This is a genomic window from Pseudomonas sp. 8Z, from assembly GCF_902506535.1.
Lineage (GTDB): Bacteria > Pseudomonadota > Gammaproteobacteria > Pseudomonadales > Pseudomonadaceae > Aquipseudomonas.
In genome coordinates, this window is sequence record NZ_LR733824.1 from 894,656 (window position 1) to 909,633 (window position 14,978).

The 14,978-nt window shown below is 56.3% G+C and carries 11 protein-coding genes, 1 tRNA gene and 2 pseudogenes; 9 read left to right on the forward strand and 5 right to left on the reverse strand.

Annotated elements, in window-relative coordinates:
• Window positions 1–101: 101 nt before the first annotated feature.
• From dnaG to AERO9A_RS04160, 9 genes and pseudogenes are all read left to right on the forward strand, one after another.
• Window positions 102–2,102: a DNA primase gene (gene dnaG / locus AERO9A_RS04125; RefSeq protein WP_159970632.1), complete on the forward strand. Its 2,001-nt coding sequence runs from the start codon at window positions 102–104 to the stop codon at window positions 2,100–2,102.
• 67 nt (window positions 2,103–2,169) lie between these two features.
• Window positions 2,170–4,020, forward strand: coding sequence for an RNA polymerase sigma factor RpoD (gene rpoD, locus AERO9A_RS04130; protein WP_159970633.1), 1,851 nt, complete (start codon window positions 2,170–2,172; stop codon window positions 4,018–4,020).
• A gap of 112 nt (window positions 4,021–4,132) precedes the next feature.
• Window positions 4,133–4,209 (forward strand) — tRNA-Ile (locus AERO9A_RS04135).
• 150 nt (window positions 4,210–4,359) lie between these two features.
• Window positions 4,360–4,566 (forward strand): annotated as a pseudogene (locus AERO9A_RS22400) (nuclease); the annotation flags it as partial.
• A 166-nt stretch (window positions 4,567–4,732) separates the two neighbouring features.
• The gene (locus tag AERO9A_RS04140) at window positions 4,733–5,854 is read left to right on the forward strand and encodes a Fic family protein (protein ID WP_159970634.1); all 1,122 of its coding nucleotides are present in this window, start codon (window positions 4,733–4,735) and stop codon (window positions 5,852–5,854) included.
• Window positions 5,855–6,169: 315 nt separating this feature from the next.
• Entirely contained in the window at window positions 6,170–6,940 is a 771-nt protein-coding gene (locus AERO9A_RS04145) for a nuclease-related domain-containing protein (protein WP_159970635.1), read from the forward strand.
• Between the two features lie 105 nt (window positions 6,941–7,045).
• The gene (locus AERO9A_RS04150; RefSeq protein WP_159970636.1) at window positions 7,046–7,954 is read left to right on the forward strand and encodes a hypothetical protein; all 909 of its coding nucleotides are present in this window, start codon (window positions 7,046–7,048) and stop codon (window positions 7,952–7,954) included.
• Entirely contained in the window at window positions 7,955–8,434 is a 480-nt protein-coding gene (locus AERO9A_RS04155; RefSeq protein WP_159970637.1) for a hypothetical protein, read from the forward strand.
• Window positions 8,421–10,472 (forward strand): hypothetical protein, encoded by a 2,052-nt coding sequence (locus AERO9A_RS04160; RefSeq protein WP_159970638.1) that lies wholly within the window; start codon window positions 8,421–8,423, stop codon window positions 10,470–10,472. The genes AERO9A_RS04155 and AERO9A_RS04160 overlap by 14 nt, the downstream gene beginning before the upstream one ends.
• Before the next feature lie 105 nt (window positions 10,473–10,577).
• On the opposite strand, the pseudogene AERO9A_RS04165 reads toward AERO9A_RS04160, so the two are convergent.
• The 5 genes and pseudogenes from AERO9A_RS04165 to AERO9A_RS04185 all read right to left on the reverse strand — a co-directional run.
• Window positions 10,578–10,802, reverse strand: a pseudogene (locus tag AERO9A_RS04165) (hypothetical protein); the annotation flags it as partial.
• 558 nt (window positions 10,803–11,360) lie between these two features.
• Complete coding sequence (locus AERO9A_RS04170; RefSeq protein ID WP_159970639.1) at window positions 11,361–11,711, reverse strand: hypothetical protein; 351 nt, start codon at window positions 11,709–11,711, stop codon at window positions 11,361–11,363.
• A 457-nt stretch (window positions 11,712–12,168) separates the two neighbouring features.
• The gene (gene cobF / locus AERO9A_RS04175) at window positions 12,169–12,936 is read right to left on the reverse strand and encodes a precorrin-6A synthase (deacetylating) (RefSeq protein ID WP_159970640.1); all 768 of its coding nucleotides are present in this window, start codon (window positions 12,934–12,936) and stop codon (window positions 12,169–12,171) included.
• Complete coding sequence (locus AERO9A_RS04180) at window positions 12,933–13,700, reverse strand: VWA domain-containing protein (protein WP_159970641.1); 768 nt, start codon at window positions 13,698–13,700, stop codon at window positions 12,933–12,935. Before AERO9A_RS04180 ends, cobF begins: the two co-directional genes overlap by 4 nt.
• Window positions 13,625–14,626: an ATP-binding protein gene (locus AERO9A_RS04185; RefSeq protein ID WP_159970642.1), complete on the reverse strand. Its 1,002-nt coding sequence runs from the start codon at window positions 14,624–14,626 to the stop codon at window positions 13,625–13,627. The genes AERO9A_RS04180 and AERO9A_RS04185 overlap by 76 nt, the downstream gene beginning before the upstream one ends.
• Between the last annotated feature and the right edge of the window lie 352 nt (window positions 14,627–14,978).

The following is a 14,978-nucleotide window of genomic DNA, read 5'->3' on the forward strand; positions in this document are numbered from 1 at the left end:
CCTTGCCGGGCATTGCTTTTTAGGAACTCCGCCTCACCTCGGGTGAACAGCGGAGTTTTCTGCTTTCTGCCTCCCCGCACGGGCGGCTATGCTGAGCACCTATGGCCGGTCTGATTCCGCAATCCTTCATCGATGACTTGCTCAACCGCACCGACATCGTCGATGTGGTGAGTTCGCGCATCCAACTGAAAAAGACCGGCAAGAATTACAGCGCCTGCTGCCCCTTCCACAAGGAAAAGACCCCCTCCTTTACCGTCAGCCCGGACAAGCAGTTCTACTACTGTTTCGGCTGCGGCGCCGGCGGCAACGCCCTCGGCTTCGTCATGGACCACGACCAACTGGAATTTCCCCAGGCAATCGAGGAACTGGCCAAGCGCGCCGGCATGGACGTACCGCGCGAAGAAAGCGGGCGCGGGCACAAACCCAGACAACCGGTCGACTCACCGCTCTACCCGCTGCTGGAAGCAGCCGCCGAACAGTATCGCCAAGCACTGAAAAGCCACCCGCAGCGCAAATATGCCGTCGACTACCTCAAAGGGCGCGGCCTGACCGGCGAGATAGCCCGCGACTTCGGCCTCGGTTTCGCCCCGCCGGGCTGGGACAACCTGCTCAAGCAAATGGGCGGCGACACCCTGCAGCAGAAAGCGATGATCGACGCCGGCCTGCTGATCGAGAATGCCGATACCGGCAAGCGCTACGACCGCTTCCGCGACCGCATCATGTTCCCCATTCGCGACAGTCGCGGGCGGGTAATCGCCTTCGGTGGTCGCGTACTGGGCGACGACAAGCCCAAGTACCTCAACTCGCCGGAAACCCCGGTATTCCACAAAGGCCAGGAGCTCTACGGCCTGTACGAGGCACGCAAGCACAATCGTGATCTCGACGAGATCATGGTGGTCGAAGGCTACATGGACGTCATCGCCCTGGCCCAGCAGGGTCTGCGCAACGCCGTCGCCACCCTCGGCACCGCCACCAGCGAAGAACACCTCAAACGCCTGTTCCGCATCGTGCCCAGCGTACTGTTCTGCTTCGACGGCGACGCCGCCGGGCGCAACGCTGCCTGGCGCGCCCTGGAGTCCACCCTACCGAGCTTGCAGGACGGTCGCCGCGCGCGCTTTCTGTTCCTGCCCGACGGCGAAGACCCGGACACCCTGGTTCGCGCCGAAGGCACCGACGCCTTCCGCGCCCGCATCAACCAGCACGCACAACCGCTGGCCGACTACTTCTTCCAGCAATTATGCGAAGAGGCCGACCCGCGCTCACTGGAAGGCAAGGCACACCTGGTGACCCTTGCCGCGCCGCTGATCGACAAGATCCCCGGCAACAACCTGCGTGCACTCATGCGCCAGCGCCTGAGCGAGCTCACCGGCCTGTCCGGCGAAGCCCTGAGCCAAATCAGCAACGCACCGCGCAGCCAAGCGCCCAGCCAATCGCAGACACAGCCCAGCGGCAACGCCTACCCGGACTATGCCGACATCCCCAGCGGCGACTATTACGACGCCCCCCATGACCTGGGCGGCTACGAGCAGCCAGCCCCCAGCTACCAGAGCTACGAAAGCCAGCCAAACAAAGGCAACTGGAAGAAGGACGGAGGGGACTGGAAGAAAGGCGGCGGCAAGTGGAATCGCAAGGGCCAGGGCCGGGATTACCCGCCGCGCACGGCGGTGAGCGTCGAATCCCCACACCTGATCGCCCTGCGCACGCTTCTGCACCACCCGCACCTGGCGCAGAAAGTCGAGGACGTCAGCCACTTCGCCGACGAAGAAGACACCTACGCACAACTGCTCGTCGCCCTGATCGGCACCCTGCAGAAAAGCCCCAAGCTGCGCTCACTGCAACTGATCGCCCGCTGGCACGGCACCGAACAAGGCCGCCTGCTGCGCGCCCTGGCAGAAAAGGAATGGCTAATTACCGCCGACAACCTTGAACAGCAGTTTTTCGACACTATAACTACCCTTGCAGCCCGACAACGGGAACGCAGCCTTGAACAATTACTGCGCAAAGCCCGTCTAAGTGAACTGAGCGCAGAGGAGAAAGACCAGCTCCGCGCCTTATTGAGCCGTGAGACACCTCCAGTAGCCCCCTCTTCAACTGGCATTTAGGGCTCTTTCTCTGGTATAATCCTCGGCTTGTTTTCAGCCCGCCAAGACCTTCAGTGGATAGGGTGTTATGTCCGTAAAAGCGCAACAGCAATCTCGTTTGAAAGAATTGATCAGCCGCGGTCGCGAGCAGGGTTACCTGACGTATGCGGAGGTCAATGACCACCTGCCGGAAGATATTTCCGATCCGGAACAGGTGGAAGACATCATCCGCATGATCAACGACATGGGGATCAACGTATTCGAGAGCGCCCCGGATGCGGACGCCCTGTTGTTGGCCGAGGCCGACACCGACGAAGCAGCCGCAGAAGAAGCAGCCGCCGCACTCGCAGCCGTTGAGACCGATATTGGGCGCACCACCGACCCAGTGCGTATGTACATGCGCGAAATGGGCACCGTGGAACTGCTGACCCGCGAAGGCGAAATCGAAATCGCCAAACGCATCGAGGAAGGCATCCGCGAGGTGATGAGCGCCATCGCTCACTTCCCCGGCACCGTCGACAATATCCTCTCCGAATACAACCGCGTCACCACCGAAGGCGGTCGCCTGGCCGAGGTACTGAGCGGCTACATCGACCCGGATGACGGCAGTGTCCCGGACGAAGCAGCCGCCCCAGTCCCCGTACAGGACGGCGCTAACGCCAAGGATGACGACGAAGACGAGGACGAAGAGAGCGAAGGCGACGACGACGAAGCCGATGGCGACGGCGGCCCGGACCCGGAAGAAGCCGCACGCCGCTTCAACGCCGTGGCCGAGCAACACGAAAACGTCCAGAAAGCCCTGAAGAAACATGGCCGCGGCAGCAAGCAGGTCACTGAAGAGCTGGCCGCACTGGCCGAGCTGTTCATGCCGATCAAGCTGGTGCCCAAGCAATACGACGCCCTGGTCATTCAGGTGCGCAGCGCGCTTGAGCGCCTGCGTGCGCAAGAGCGCGCCATCATGCAACTGTGCGTACGTGATGCGCGCATGCCGCGTGCTGACTTCCTGCGCATGTTCCCCGGCAACGAAATCGACATGGACTGGGCCGCCGACCTGTCCAAAGGCAAGGCCAAGTACGCCGAAGCCCTGGGCAATCTGCAAGCCGACATCCAGCGCTGCCAGCAAAAACTGGTCGACCTGGAAGCCGAATGCAGCCTGAGCCTGGCCGAGATCAAGGACATCAACCGCCGCATGTCCATCGGTGAAGCGAAAGCTCGCCGCGCCAAGAAGGAAATGGTCGAGGCCAACCTGCGCCTGGTTATCTCCATCGCCAAGAAGTACACCAACCGTGGCTTGCAGTTCCTCGACCTGATTCAGGAAGGCAACATCGGCCTGATGAAGGCGGTGGACAAGTTCGAATACCGCCGCGGCTACAAGTTCTCGACCTACGCCACCTGGTGGATTCGCCAGGCGATCACCCGCTCGATCGCCGACCAGGCGCGCACCATCCGTATCCCGGTGCACATGATCGAGACCATCAACAAGCTCAACCGCATCTCCCGCCAGATGCTGCAGGAAATGGGTCGCGAACCCACGCCGGAAGAGCTGGGTGAACGCATGGAAATGCCCGAGGACAAGATCCGCAAGGTACTGAAGATCGCCAAAGAGCCGATCTCCATGGAAACCCCGATTGGTGACGACGAAGATTCGCACCTGGGCGACTTCATCGAGGACAGCACCATGCAGTCCCCGATCGACGTTGCTACGGTCGAAAGCCTCAAGGAAGCCACTCGCGAAGTGCTCGGCGGCCTTACCGCCCGCGAGGCCAAGGTTCTGCGCATGCGCTTCGGTATCGACATGAACACTGACCACACCCTTGAGGAAGTGGGCAAACAGTTCGACGTTACCCGTGAGCGTATCCGCCAGATCGAAGCCAAAGCCCTGCGCAAACTGCGTCACCCGACACGAAGCGAGCACCTACGCTCCTTCCTCGACGAGTGACCCCTACAACCCCGGCCCAGGCCGGGGTTGTTATTTCCACCTAGTGATTTTTCCAGACAACTCAAGCGCTTGGCGCTGAGCACCAGCCGCCGCTATAATCCGCGCTCGTTTCGGGCCTATAGCTCAGTTGGTTAGAGCAGTCGACTCATAATCGATTGGTCGCAGGTTCAAGTCCTGCTGGGCCCACCATCTTCAAAGCCGCGCACTGCGCGGCTTTTGTCTTTCTGGCCTGGTTTATCCCGGCAGCCCTGCTGATTAACCGACTCAAATTGCCCCTGGGCCAAGGGGCAGATCAGGCCATTGCTGGTGCGCCTATTCGCCCATTGGCGACTGGGCAAGCAAACCGACCGCCGTGTGTCGGCCCTGGCCACTTACCGCTGGCACGTGCAGAACCTAAAACGTCGCAGCGATCCGACAGCCGCGCGGCTGTGCCCGAAATGCACTAGCGCACTACGAATTCGCACGGTGAATACAGGGCCCGAAGGCGGGCAGCAGTTTTGCGGATGCTCGACGCGTCCAACATGCCAAACAATGCAGAGCCTTTGAAATGCAGGTGGAAGCTCCAAATAGTGGTTTGCCCCCCCGATGATTCCGCGCCCATCGACCAGTAAGCCCGACTTGAGAATTAGACAGCGAGCCGAATCGGCGGCATTATCGGCTCACCAAATGAGCCGAATAGACTCATTAATCGGCTCATGGATGTACAACTCTCATGAATGACCCGCTCTGGATCTGGCAGCAGCCCGACTGGCCGCACTTCAGTTGGCAAGCCGAAGCGCTCGCCTCGCTGCTGCGCGCTTGCAGCCAGGCTCAGGGGCGTTTGTTAGGAATGCTCGGTGCGGTGGGCAGTGACACCGAAGTGCAGAGCAGCCTGGATGCCATGCTGCAGAACATCGTCACCTCTTCAGCCATCGAGGATGAGCAGTTGAATGTCGGTTCTGTTCGTTCATCATTGGCGCGGCGCCTGGGGCTGAATGAAGAAGGTCGCACCACGCCCCTCTCCGAAGGCCTGGCGGAACTGTTGCTCGATGCCACCCGCGCGCACCAACAACCGCTGGACGAACCACGGCTGTTCACCTGGCAGCGCTGGCTATTCCCCACCGATGAGCAACTGCGGGCTCGCCCCCTGCACATCGGCGCACTGCGCGGCGAAGAGCCCATGCAGGTGGTTTCCGGTCGCATCGATCAACCGACCGTCCATTTCGAAGCACCTCCGCGCGCAGGGCTGGAAGCGCAATTGGCCGTTTTTCTCGCCTGGTTTGAGAGCAGCCGCAGCGATCCCAGCCTCGATCCTTTTCTGCGCGCCGGCATTGCCCATTTCTGGTTTGTCACTCTGCACCCATTCGATGACGGCAACGGTCGCCTCACGCGCGCCATTACCGACCTAGCACTGGCCCAGGGCGAACAGCAGACCATTCGCTTCCATGCCATGTCTGCGAGCATCCTCGACGACCGCACCGGTTACTACCGCATCCTCGAAGCTAGCCAGAAAGGCACCCTGGATATCACCGCCTGGCTGCAGTGGTTTCTCGCGACCTTGCACAATAGCCTGGAGCAGGCCCTCGCTCGTATCGACCGAGTGCTGGTCAAGGCGCGCTTCTGGCAGGCACACCGCAGCCAAACGCTATCTGCGGAACAAGTCAAAGTGCTTAACCGCCTGCTCGATGGCGGCGAACAGGGTTTCGAAAACGGTATCAGCGCGGCGCAATACCAAGCTGTAGCCAAGGTATCCAAAGCCACCGCGACCCGCCACCTGAGCGACCTGCTGGAAAAGGGCTGCATCGAGCGACTGCCTGGTGGCGGGCGCAGCACCCGTTACCAGATAGCGCGCTGAGCACCTGAGCCGACCAAGTAACTCCCTTGTGGGTCATCTCGCCATAGAACAATGGTCGCGCCCCCCGAGAAGGGTGCCCCTAAAAACGTAGGCGGGGCAGTCAGCACAAGGCAAAAGCAGGCGAGAAAGCGGAGTGTACTTTTGTACATGAGCATTCCGAGCCTGCTTTTAACCCAGTGATGAGAACGCCGGTAGTTTTTAGAGGCTCCCTTGAGCCATTGTGAGCAATAAGCCATCATCCGGCTCAGTGCCAGGCATCTGGATTTCGGCACACCTGCTCGCCTCTCCATCAAGCAGCTCGGCTCAAGGAAGAAAATGGATTACAGCCCGATAGTCGCCCAGGTCTGGGGCATGCTGACCTGGTTTATCCCGGCAGCTCTGCTGATTGGCCTGCTCAAATCGCCCTGGGCCAAGGGGCAGATCGGTGAACTGCTGGTGCGCCTGTTCGCCCACTGGCAGTTGGACAAGCAGACCTACCGCCGTCTGCACAACGTCACCCTGAACACGCCGGACGGCACCACGCAGATCGACCACGTATTCCTCTCGCCTTACGGCATCTTCGTGCTGGAAACGAAGAACATGAGCGGCTGGATCTTCGGCAGCGAGAAACAGACGCAGTGGACGCAGAAGCTCTACAAACGCAGCTTCAAATTCCAGAACCCGTTGCGGCAGAACTACAAACACCTCAAAGCCCTGGAAGCCACCCTTGGCGTCAGCCCAGAACACCTGCATTCGGTCATCACCTTCGTCGGCGGCAGCACCTTCAAGACTGAAGTGCCGGCCAACGTGACCCAGGGCATCGGCTTTATCCGCTACATCCAGTCATTCCAGCAGCCGGTATTCAGTGAGGCTGAAGTCGACGCCATGCTGCACGCCCTGAAAAGCGGCCGCCGCGCGCCGACGCTTGCCACCCACCGCGAGCATGTGCAAAACCTCAAGCGCCGAAGTGATCCGACGGCAGAGCGGCAGTGTCCGAAATGTGGCAGTGCGTTACTGATTCGCACGGTGAAGTCAGGGCCGAAGGCGGGGCAGCAGTTTTGGGGATGTTCGGGGTTTCCGAAGTGCCGAACGATGCAGAATTTATAGATACAAGGGAGGTAAACATCGTGACCCACCCCAAATATTTAAGGAAATAGAATTATCACGCTTTGTACATTGGCATGACGCGCATTAGCCTCGTACGGGAAATTTATGGAAATCAGTCCAAATAAAGCATGGGAAAGAAAAGAATGGGAAGAGCATGTAAATGATCTCCTCAGAATAAAACATGGACAAGAAAACTATGTCCCCATACCCGATAGGCATAATGGAGATGCCGGAATTGAAGGATTTTCTTTCTGCGGCAATGCCTATCAAGCCTTCTGCCCTGAAGAGCTTTGCACTATGGCGCAGCTCTATGAAAAGCAGCGTGACAAAATGACAACTGACATCAACAAATTCATAGAAAACAAAAACAACGCTCTGTCATCAATTTTCGGCTCGACCAAGATCAGACGATGGATACTTGTCGTACCAAACCACCTTTCAAGACATCTGAACGCTCACGCCTCGACAAAAACAGCAGAAGTAATTGCCGCCCAGCTACCCTATGTTGACAATAAAGACTTCCATGTTCTTGTATGGGACAGAAGCACATTCAAGACAGAAGAGTCGGAGCTATTAGAGCAAGGCATCAGAGTGCTCCGACTGGAAAGGAAAACAATATCAGATATTGACATAAGTGCTTACCAAGCCGACAAGTCAGAGTTCGCAAGCAACATAGAGACGAAGCTATCAAAGCTTAAACCAGCATCCCAACATCAAATCGAGAAAGCTAGGGATGCAATGTTTAAGCAAGCAATCTACGCTCAGAACATGCTTGAGGATCTAAAACAGGAATACCCTGAATACCACTCTCAAATCACTTCTGGAGTGATGGAAAGGGAGGAAAAGCTACACGTGGAGTACTTCGAAGCACAGCAGAAAAGTCCAACTCAACATGCAACAGCTCTTAAAGAAGCCCTTGCCAAGAGAAGCAAGCTCCACGAGGACAATTTGGACTGCATTGCAACCGGGACCGTGGCCGATTGGCTTATGCGCTGCAATTTGGATTTTGAATAAATGAATATCTTAGACACTATCCCGAACAGAGTAGTCTTTCGACAAACCGGCACCCCAGTAGAGCCCGAACTCAGACCGCTCTGGAGAATATCTCTAATTGCTCTTATCCTGCTCAAACTTAGCCCTGGAAATAAAGCAGGAGTAAAAAAAATACAAGTACTTAGCTCTTTGATTTCATCCCACGAAAAGAGAAAGAATTATTTTTCTGAGTTCCAAGATCTCTTCTCCGCTGTAAATATCAGATTTGATCCTCTAGTGGATAGAGCCATCAACATAGGGCTAGGCGAGGGAGTTTTCGAACTAGAACCTTCAAAAAGCATTAAGCTGTCAATTAGAGGCCTAGCATTCGCCAAATCAATTGACTCCGACGAAGAAGTATTTGCAGAAGAAAAAGAATTCATGCAGAACTTTAGCAAACCTTTCTTCACCGACACCATTATTGACAAACTAATTTCCGGTGATCTCCGTGAGCAGGCTTAGGATAAACAGGCTTAAAATTATATCCAAGACAAACGAGGGTAACTTTGGAGTAGACATAGCCTTTACTTATGGACTAAATATTATCCGGGCTGACAACACACTAGGTAAATCAACCTGTGTGCAAAGCATTGTATACGCATTAGGCCTAGAAGGAACCTTAGGCCCCAGCAGGAAAAACCCATTAAAGTCTGCGCTAACCAGCAAACTTAAAAAGGCCGATGGCGGGTATGCGCTTGTCACAGAATCCAGAGTCTTCCTAGAGATATCCAACAGTACAGGCGAGACAATCACAATATCAAGAAGCGGCATCGAAGATAAAAGCCGAGTCATATCAGTTTATTGCAAAAAAATTGACAGCATCGATTTTTTCTCCGACACCTCCTTCACAGACTACTTTGTTCGAGATCCTGGCGCAGCGGTTAGAGAACGAGGCTTCCATAATTTCCTAGAGAATTTTCTTGGAATAGAAAATCCACAAGTCATCAAGTATGACGGAAATACCTGCCCCCTCTATTTGGAGTCAATTTTTTCAGTAAACTATGTTGAGCAAACCAGGGGCTGGGGCGGAATCCTTAACATTCTTCCTACTTACCTCGGCATCAAAGATCTCGCCAGCAGAGTTCTTGAATACAACCTAGATCTAGACATCCAAGAGAACAACAAAAAGAGACAACAGTTGCTTGTCAAAAGAAACAATCTTGAGTCGATCTGGACTGTAACAATTGAAAAACTTATTTCCATCGCACGACAGATTTACGCATTTGTTGACCCGGCTGTCAGTGATGACATCAGCAAGCAAGAAACCATAAACAGTTCAACTGATCTTTACATCTTAGACAGCGAGTCCCGCAAAACGAATCTATCCGATCAATTAGCGACACTCAAGATCGAATTAAAAACACTAAAGTCAGCCTTCACCTCCACTTCTGAATCTGAGTCAAAAACGCTCACCCAAGAGCTAGAGCTCAACCTCTTAATGAAAAAACTTTCAGAAGAAGATTCGGCCATTTCAATTATTTTTTCGGATATAGACGTTAGTGAAGACTACGTCAGATCTATTGACAAACGAATTCAAGCGGTCAAGGAAGGACTCCGCAAATACCGAGACATAAAAAAAATTCATGACTACGGCTCCACTGAAGAATTCAAATTCCTAAATGGCCGCTGCCCAACCTGCAATCAGCCAATAGAGGATTCGTTGCTCCCCCACATGCACAATCAGTCCGCACTAGGAATTGACGACAACATAAAGTATCTAGAGAAACAACTTTCAGTTTTTGAATCCCTAAGAGCGGGAGAAGAAAGCAAGGCACTAAGCAAAAGAACACTGATCCTTCAGGCCCAGGACAAGGTAAATTCAACAAGAGCTGAAATTCGTTCACTAAAAGAAAGCCTTATTGATGTTAAAGGGACCCCATCTAGAGCTCAGTTGAGAAAAGAAATTCTGATTGAAGAAAAAATAGAAGCAATCGAAAGAACCCTTACACTTGAGCTCGAAATAAAAGAGAAATTATCTGCAACAAAACTAGAGTGGTCTAGAGTAGTAGGATCAATTTCAAAGCTGCCATGGGATGGTTTTAGCCGCAACGACTACATTAAGCTCGGAGAGTTGAGCGAGCAATTTAAGAAGAATTTGAGTGACTTTGAATACAAAAGCACCCCCATTGAAGATTTTGAAATCTCAAAGCGCACATACAAACCCTCAATTGACGATGTTGACTTAGGCTCCGAGGCTTCTGCCAGTGACAATATCCGAGTTATATGGGCCTACCTATACTCTCTTCTAACTTTAGACAATCATTTGGAAGGACTCAGCACCAATCACCTCGGACTGCTTATATTAGATGAACCACGTCAACAGGAAACCAAGGAAGTCAACTTCAAGACATTCATCGAAAGAGCATCTGAAACTCGCAATATGAAACGACAAGTTATAATTGCAACTAGCGAAAAGCACGCCGACTTAACAAGAATGATTGAGGGGCTTCTTGTAAACGTAATAGATTTTGAAACACCCTTGATTTCTAAGACAGCCTAGACCATGAGAATGTGGGAGAGAATGGGGGTCGCGGTAGAGACGGTGGTTACCCACCGCCCCCCGCACAGATCCGTACGTGCAGCATTACCGCATACGGCTCCTACCTCAGGTTTTGACGCGAAAACGTTCTGCCGGGTAGGGGTGTGCCAACCTGACATAAGGTATGAATGCGTTCACCAGTCGCTTGAAGCGACGCCACGGTAAGCGGTGCTTCTGGCTGCGGCGTAGCAACGACTGCCGCCAAGCACGTGTCAGTTCCAGACGGAAGCCATTCAGTCTCCGCAGGTTTCCTGGCACGGCGTGGTAATTGAAGTATCCCTGCACCACCCTNGTGCTCGTGACGGCCAAAAACGAAGCGCTGAGCGGACAACCTGACCGGTTTTGACTGGTCGGTGCGTTCAAAATCGGCAGAGGTCGAAGTCGGCCGGAAATGTCGGGCTATTTCAGACCATCCCTAAAAATATAAATTTCGGTATTTTATGCTGCTGGCAGCAACATTCAGCACAAAGCTTTGTAAAGCCACCAGACTGTAATTTACTTTTTCATCAAATTTACAAGGAGTTTATATATGTCTTGCAGTCATTGTGGCGCAGGTAACCACACTATCAGAAACTGTCCTAACGTAAATCGCTGCTCGGTATGTAACAGGCCTGGGCATAACGCCCAAACTTGCCCTGATGCACGGCGATGCAGTGTATGCAATGGCAGGAATCACGATGCTAGAAATTGCCCCATGAAAAGGAAATAGCCTAGAAAAGCGAGCAGGTCTATTTTGGGCTGTAAATAAATAAATCCTAACTACTACTTTGGTTTTCTTTTAAGCCAAGACATTATGACTGACTGGGAAATGGTGGAAACGCTTTGCAGTTTCCACCCTACTTTTTCTAATCAACTATATTTTTTATAATTAACGTAAAGAGTATTTCCTATTGGATGTTTGGCGATCTCATAGTCTGGCGACCATGTAGCAATATTGTGTGCTGCCATTGCAATACCAGCCGCAGCAGCAGCTACCGAGCCCCAGCCTGACAAAACAGCAGTACCCATAGTAGCGACCCGAGCTTTCATGTAAATCCGTACCTTCATACCCTCCGCTTCAATGGCCTTCTCAAGCCATGCAAGAGTGTTCTTGTAACGGTCAAACTCCTCACACTCAAGCGTAAAGCTTTCATGCTTTCGTATCTTTGAAAGTATCTGCTCATTGGTTACTTCAGTTATTTTGTAAACACCTACGTCCATGTTCTCTCCTACGAAAATTTAGCGTTGCAGACCCTGGGGGACAATTTTCTTAGTCAAAGCGATTTATCATGCCGCATAACGAAGGCACTTCGCCACCATCCTGACTCATTCTTCTTGTCCACCGTTTCTGATCTCAGTCCTGCACCGTACCTTCCTTGCGCAGCACGTAGGGTGGATGACGCTCTTCTCATCCACCAATCGAGGTTCGCAGCCTGCATATTGGCGGACATAAAAAGCGATGTCCGCCCTGCTCCTGCTGACTCGAAAAGTTCTTCTGCAGCGGCGGTCGTATGTAGCTGGGTGTTGGCTTCGAGGGATGGGGCCTGAAAATTTATCCGCCCCTAGAAAGCGAAAGGCCCCGGTGATCGCACCGAGGCCATAGCGCCGACCGGGAACCCCCAATCCACTTGGGTGAAATCGTAGGTTCTATGGCTACAAGGGCGCAAGCACGCGCCACTCACTCCCCTGCCACGCCTTCCTTTCTAAGCAAATAACTATCCATGATCCAGCCATTACACTCGCGTGCCTCGGCGCGGGTGGTGACGATGCGTTCTGCCACCTCATCCAGCGGCCCGGCAATGAGGATTTCATCGGCAGTACCGACATAGGCGCCCCAGTAGATATGCAGGCCCTGGCCGACAAAGCGGCGGTAGGTGTCCTTGGCGTCGAGCATCACCGCCACGCTGTCCACGCCCTGTGGCCAGCCTTCGGCGAGCAGGCGGCCGGTGGTGATTTCCACGGCGCGGCCGATGCTGTTGAGCGGGATGCGGTGGCGTGCGGTCAGCGCCTGCAAGCTGGTGATGCCGGGGATGACGTCGTAGACGAAATCGCTACGCCGCGCGGCGATGGCCTCGATGATGCGGATGCTGCTGTCGTACAGCGACGGGTCGCCCCAGACCATAAAGGCCGCCGTCTCGCCATCGGCCATCTGCTCGTCGATCAGTTGCTCGAACACCGCCTGTTTATCGCGGTTGAGTTCGTCGACGCTGGCGCGGTAGTCCGTTGCCTCGCGTTCGCGTTCCGGTTGCAGGCCTTCGGCGAAGCGCGGCGTGTGGCCGTCGAGAAAGCGCGCGCAGATCTCGCGGCGCAGGGCGTTGAGCTTGTGCTTGGCCGCGCCCTTGTCCATCAGAAAGATCACGTCGCTACAGCGCAGCGCCTTGATCGCCTGGTAGGTGATGTAGTCCGGGTCGCCGGCGCCGATGCCGACCAGCAGCAGGGTTTTCATGGGGTTCTCCAGGTGCGCCCTGGCACGCCGGGCGCCAGGTCGTCGATATGGTGGTAGTCGGCCTGCAGCACCTGCGCCAACTGGCGGGCGCGGCCCAGGCGGATGGGCGCGCGTTCGGTGTCGAGCAGCAGGGTTGGGCACGGCAGCGGCGCCAGATTTGGCAGATCACGCAGACGGCCATCGGTCAGGATCAGCAGGCGCTGGTGTTCGCTCGGTTTCGCCCGTTGCCGACGCGACAGCCAGTCACCCGCCTGACTCAGCGCGTCGAGCAGCGGCGTGCCGCCTCCGGCGCCTAATTCTTGAAGCCATTGATGCAACTCCGCGCTGGCCTTGCGCCCCTGCCACAGCCATTGCGCTTCGCGACCACCGGCTTGTAGCACGGCCAGGCGCGCGCGCTGGCGGTAGGCGCTGTCGAAGACTTCGGCGAGCACGCCTTTGGCCAGGCTCAACGCACCATGGCGGCGAGTAGAGGCGGAGGCATCGACCAGCACCAGCCACAGCTCCTCAGCCTGCTGACTGCGCGGGCGCAATATGAGCTGTTCACGCCGTTGCGGGCGCCCCTGGCGCAGGGTCGCCGACCAGTCGATACGCCCGCGCGCGCCCTTACGTGCGGCGCCATGCAGGCCGCCGCCGAGTCGTCCGGGCCGGTTGCGGGCATCCGCGCCAGTGGCTGTGCGCGGGCGGATGCTCAGGGCTTTTTTGGCCAGCGCGGCGGCACGCGTCGCTCGCCCATAACCTGTGGTTGCGCGGGCAGCTCGCCCCACTGCCCTTCGCCCTGGCTCTGTTCCTGCGCCTGTTGCGGCGCCTGGCCCTGTTCGGGCGGTGTGGCAGCCGGCGGTTGCTGCTGGCGACGGCGGTGACGCAGGACGAAGTCCTCCACAGCCTCGATATCCACAGGCTCGATACCCGCCGCGCCACGCCAAGCGGTATGGGCGCGGGCAGCACGCAGCCAGACCAGATCGGCACGCAGGCCATCGACGCCAGCGGCGAAGCAGCGTTGGCTGATCTCGCCCAGAGCGGCATCATCCAGCGGGATATCAGCCAGGCGCTGACGGGCGTTGCGGCAGCGTTCGGCAAGAGCGGCCTGCTCACCCTGCCAGCGTTGCAGGAAGGCGGCGGGGCCTGCATCGAAGGCCAGGCGACGACGCACGATCTCGGCACGCTCGGCTGGCTGCGGTTGACCATCCAGCGCCAGATTGAGGCCAAAGCGGTCGAGCAGTTGCGGGCGCAGCTCGCCTTCCTCGGCGTTCATGGTGCCGATCAGCACGAAGCGCGCGGTATGCCGATGGGAGATGCCGTCACGCTCGACATGGTTGACGCCACTGGCAGCGGCATCGAGCAGCAGGTCGACCAGATGATCCGGCAGCAGGTTGACCTCATCGACATACAGCACACCGCCATCGGCACGGGCCAGCAGGCCAGGGGAAAACTGCGCCCGGCCTTCGCCCAGTGCAGCGTCCAGATCCAGAGTGCCGACGATGCGCTCCTCGCTCGCACCCAGCGGCAGGGTGACGAAGCGCCCACCATCGAGCAGGTCGGCCAGGCCACGGGCCAGGGTGGACTTGGCCATGCCGCGCGGGCCTTCGATCAGCACCCCGCCGATGGCCGGATCGATGGCTGCCAGGCACAGCGCCAGCTTCAACGAATCGGCGCCGACCACAGCGGCAAGGGGGAAGTGATGTTCGGTCATGACAGTGATCCGTGGTGGTGAAGGGTCGCACCTGGCTTTTGTCGGAAGGGCTTGAGCCGCGAGCCTGTCGCCGCTAAAGCGCCTCCCACAATCGGTGCATCGCAACCGTAGGGTGGGTTAACGGCGCTGGCAACCGCGCTATAGGCCAACACATCACCTGCCGCGCCGCGTAACCCACCATGGGTGTCCGCCGATAGCTGCGCTGGTGGGTTACGCCGCCATTGCGTCGGTGGATAACTCCAACGCCGAGCCGGGCGGCTAACCCACCCTACGAAGTACAGAGCCGAGGCGTAGGGTGGGTTAGCGGTGCAGAGCACCACGCCAACCGCCCGCACGCAACGTGCCGCACCGC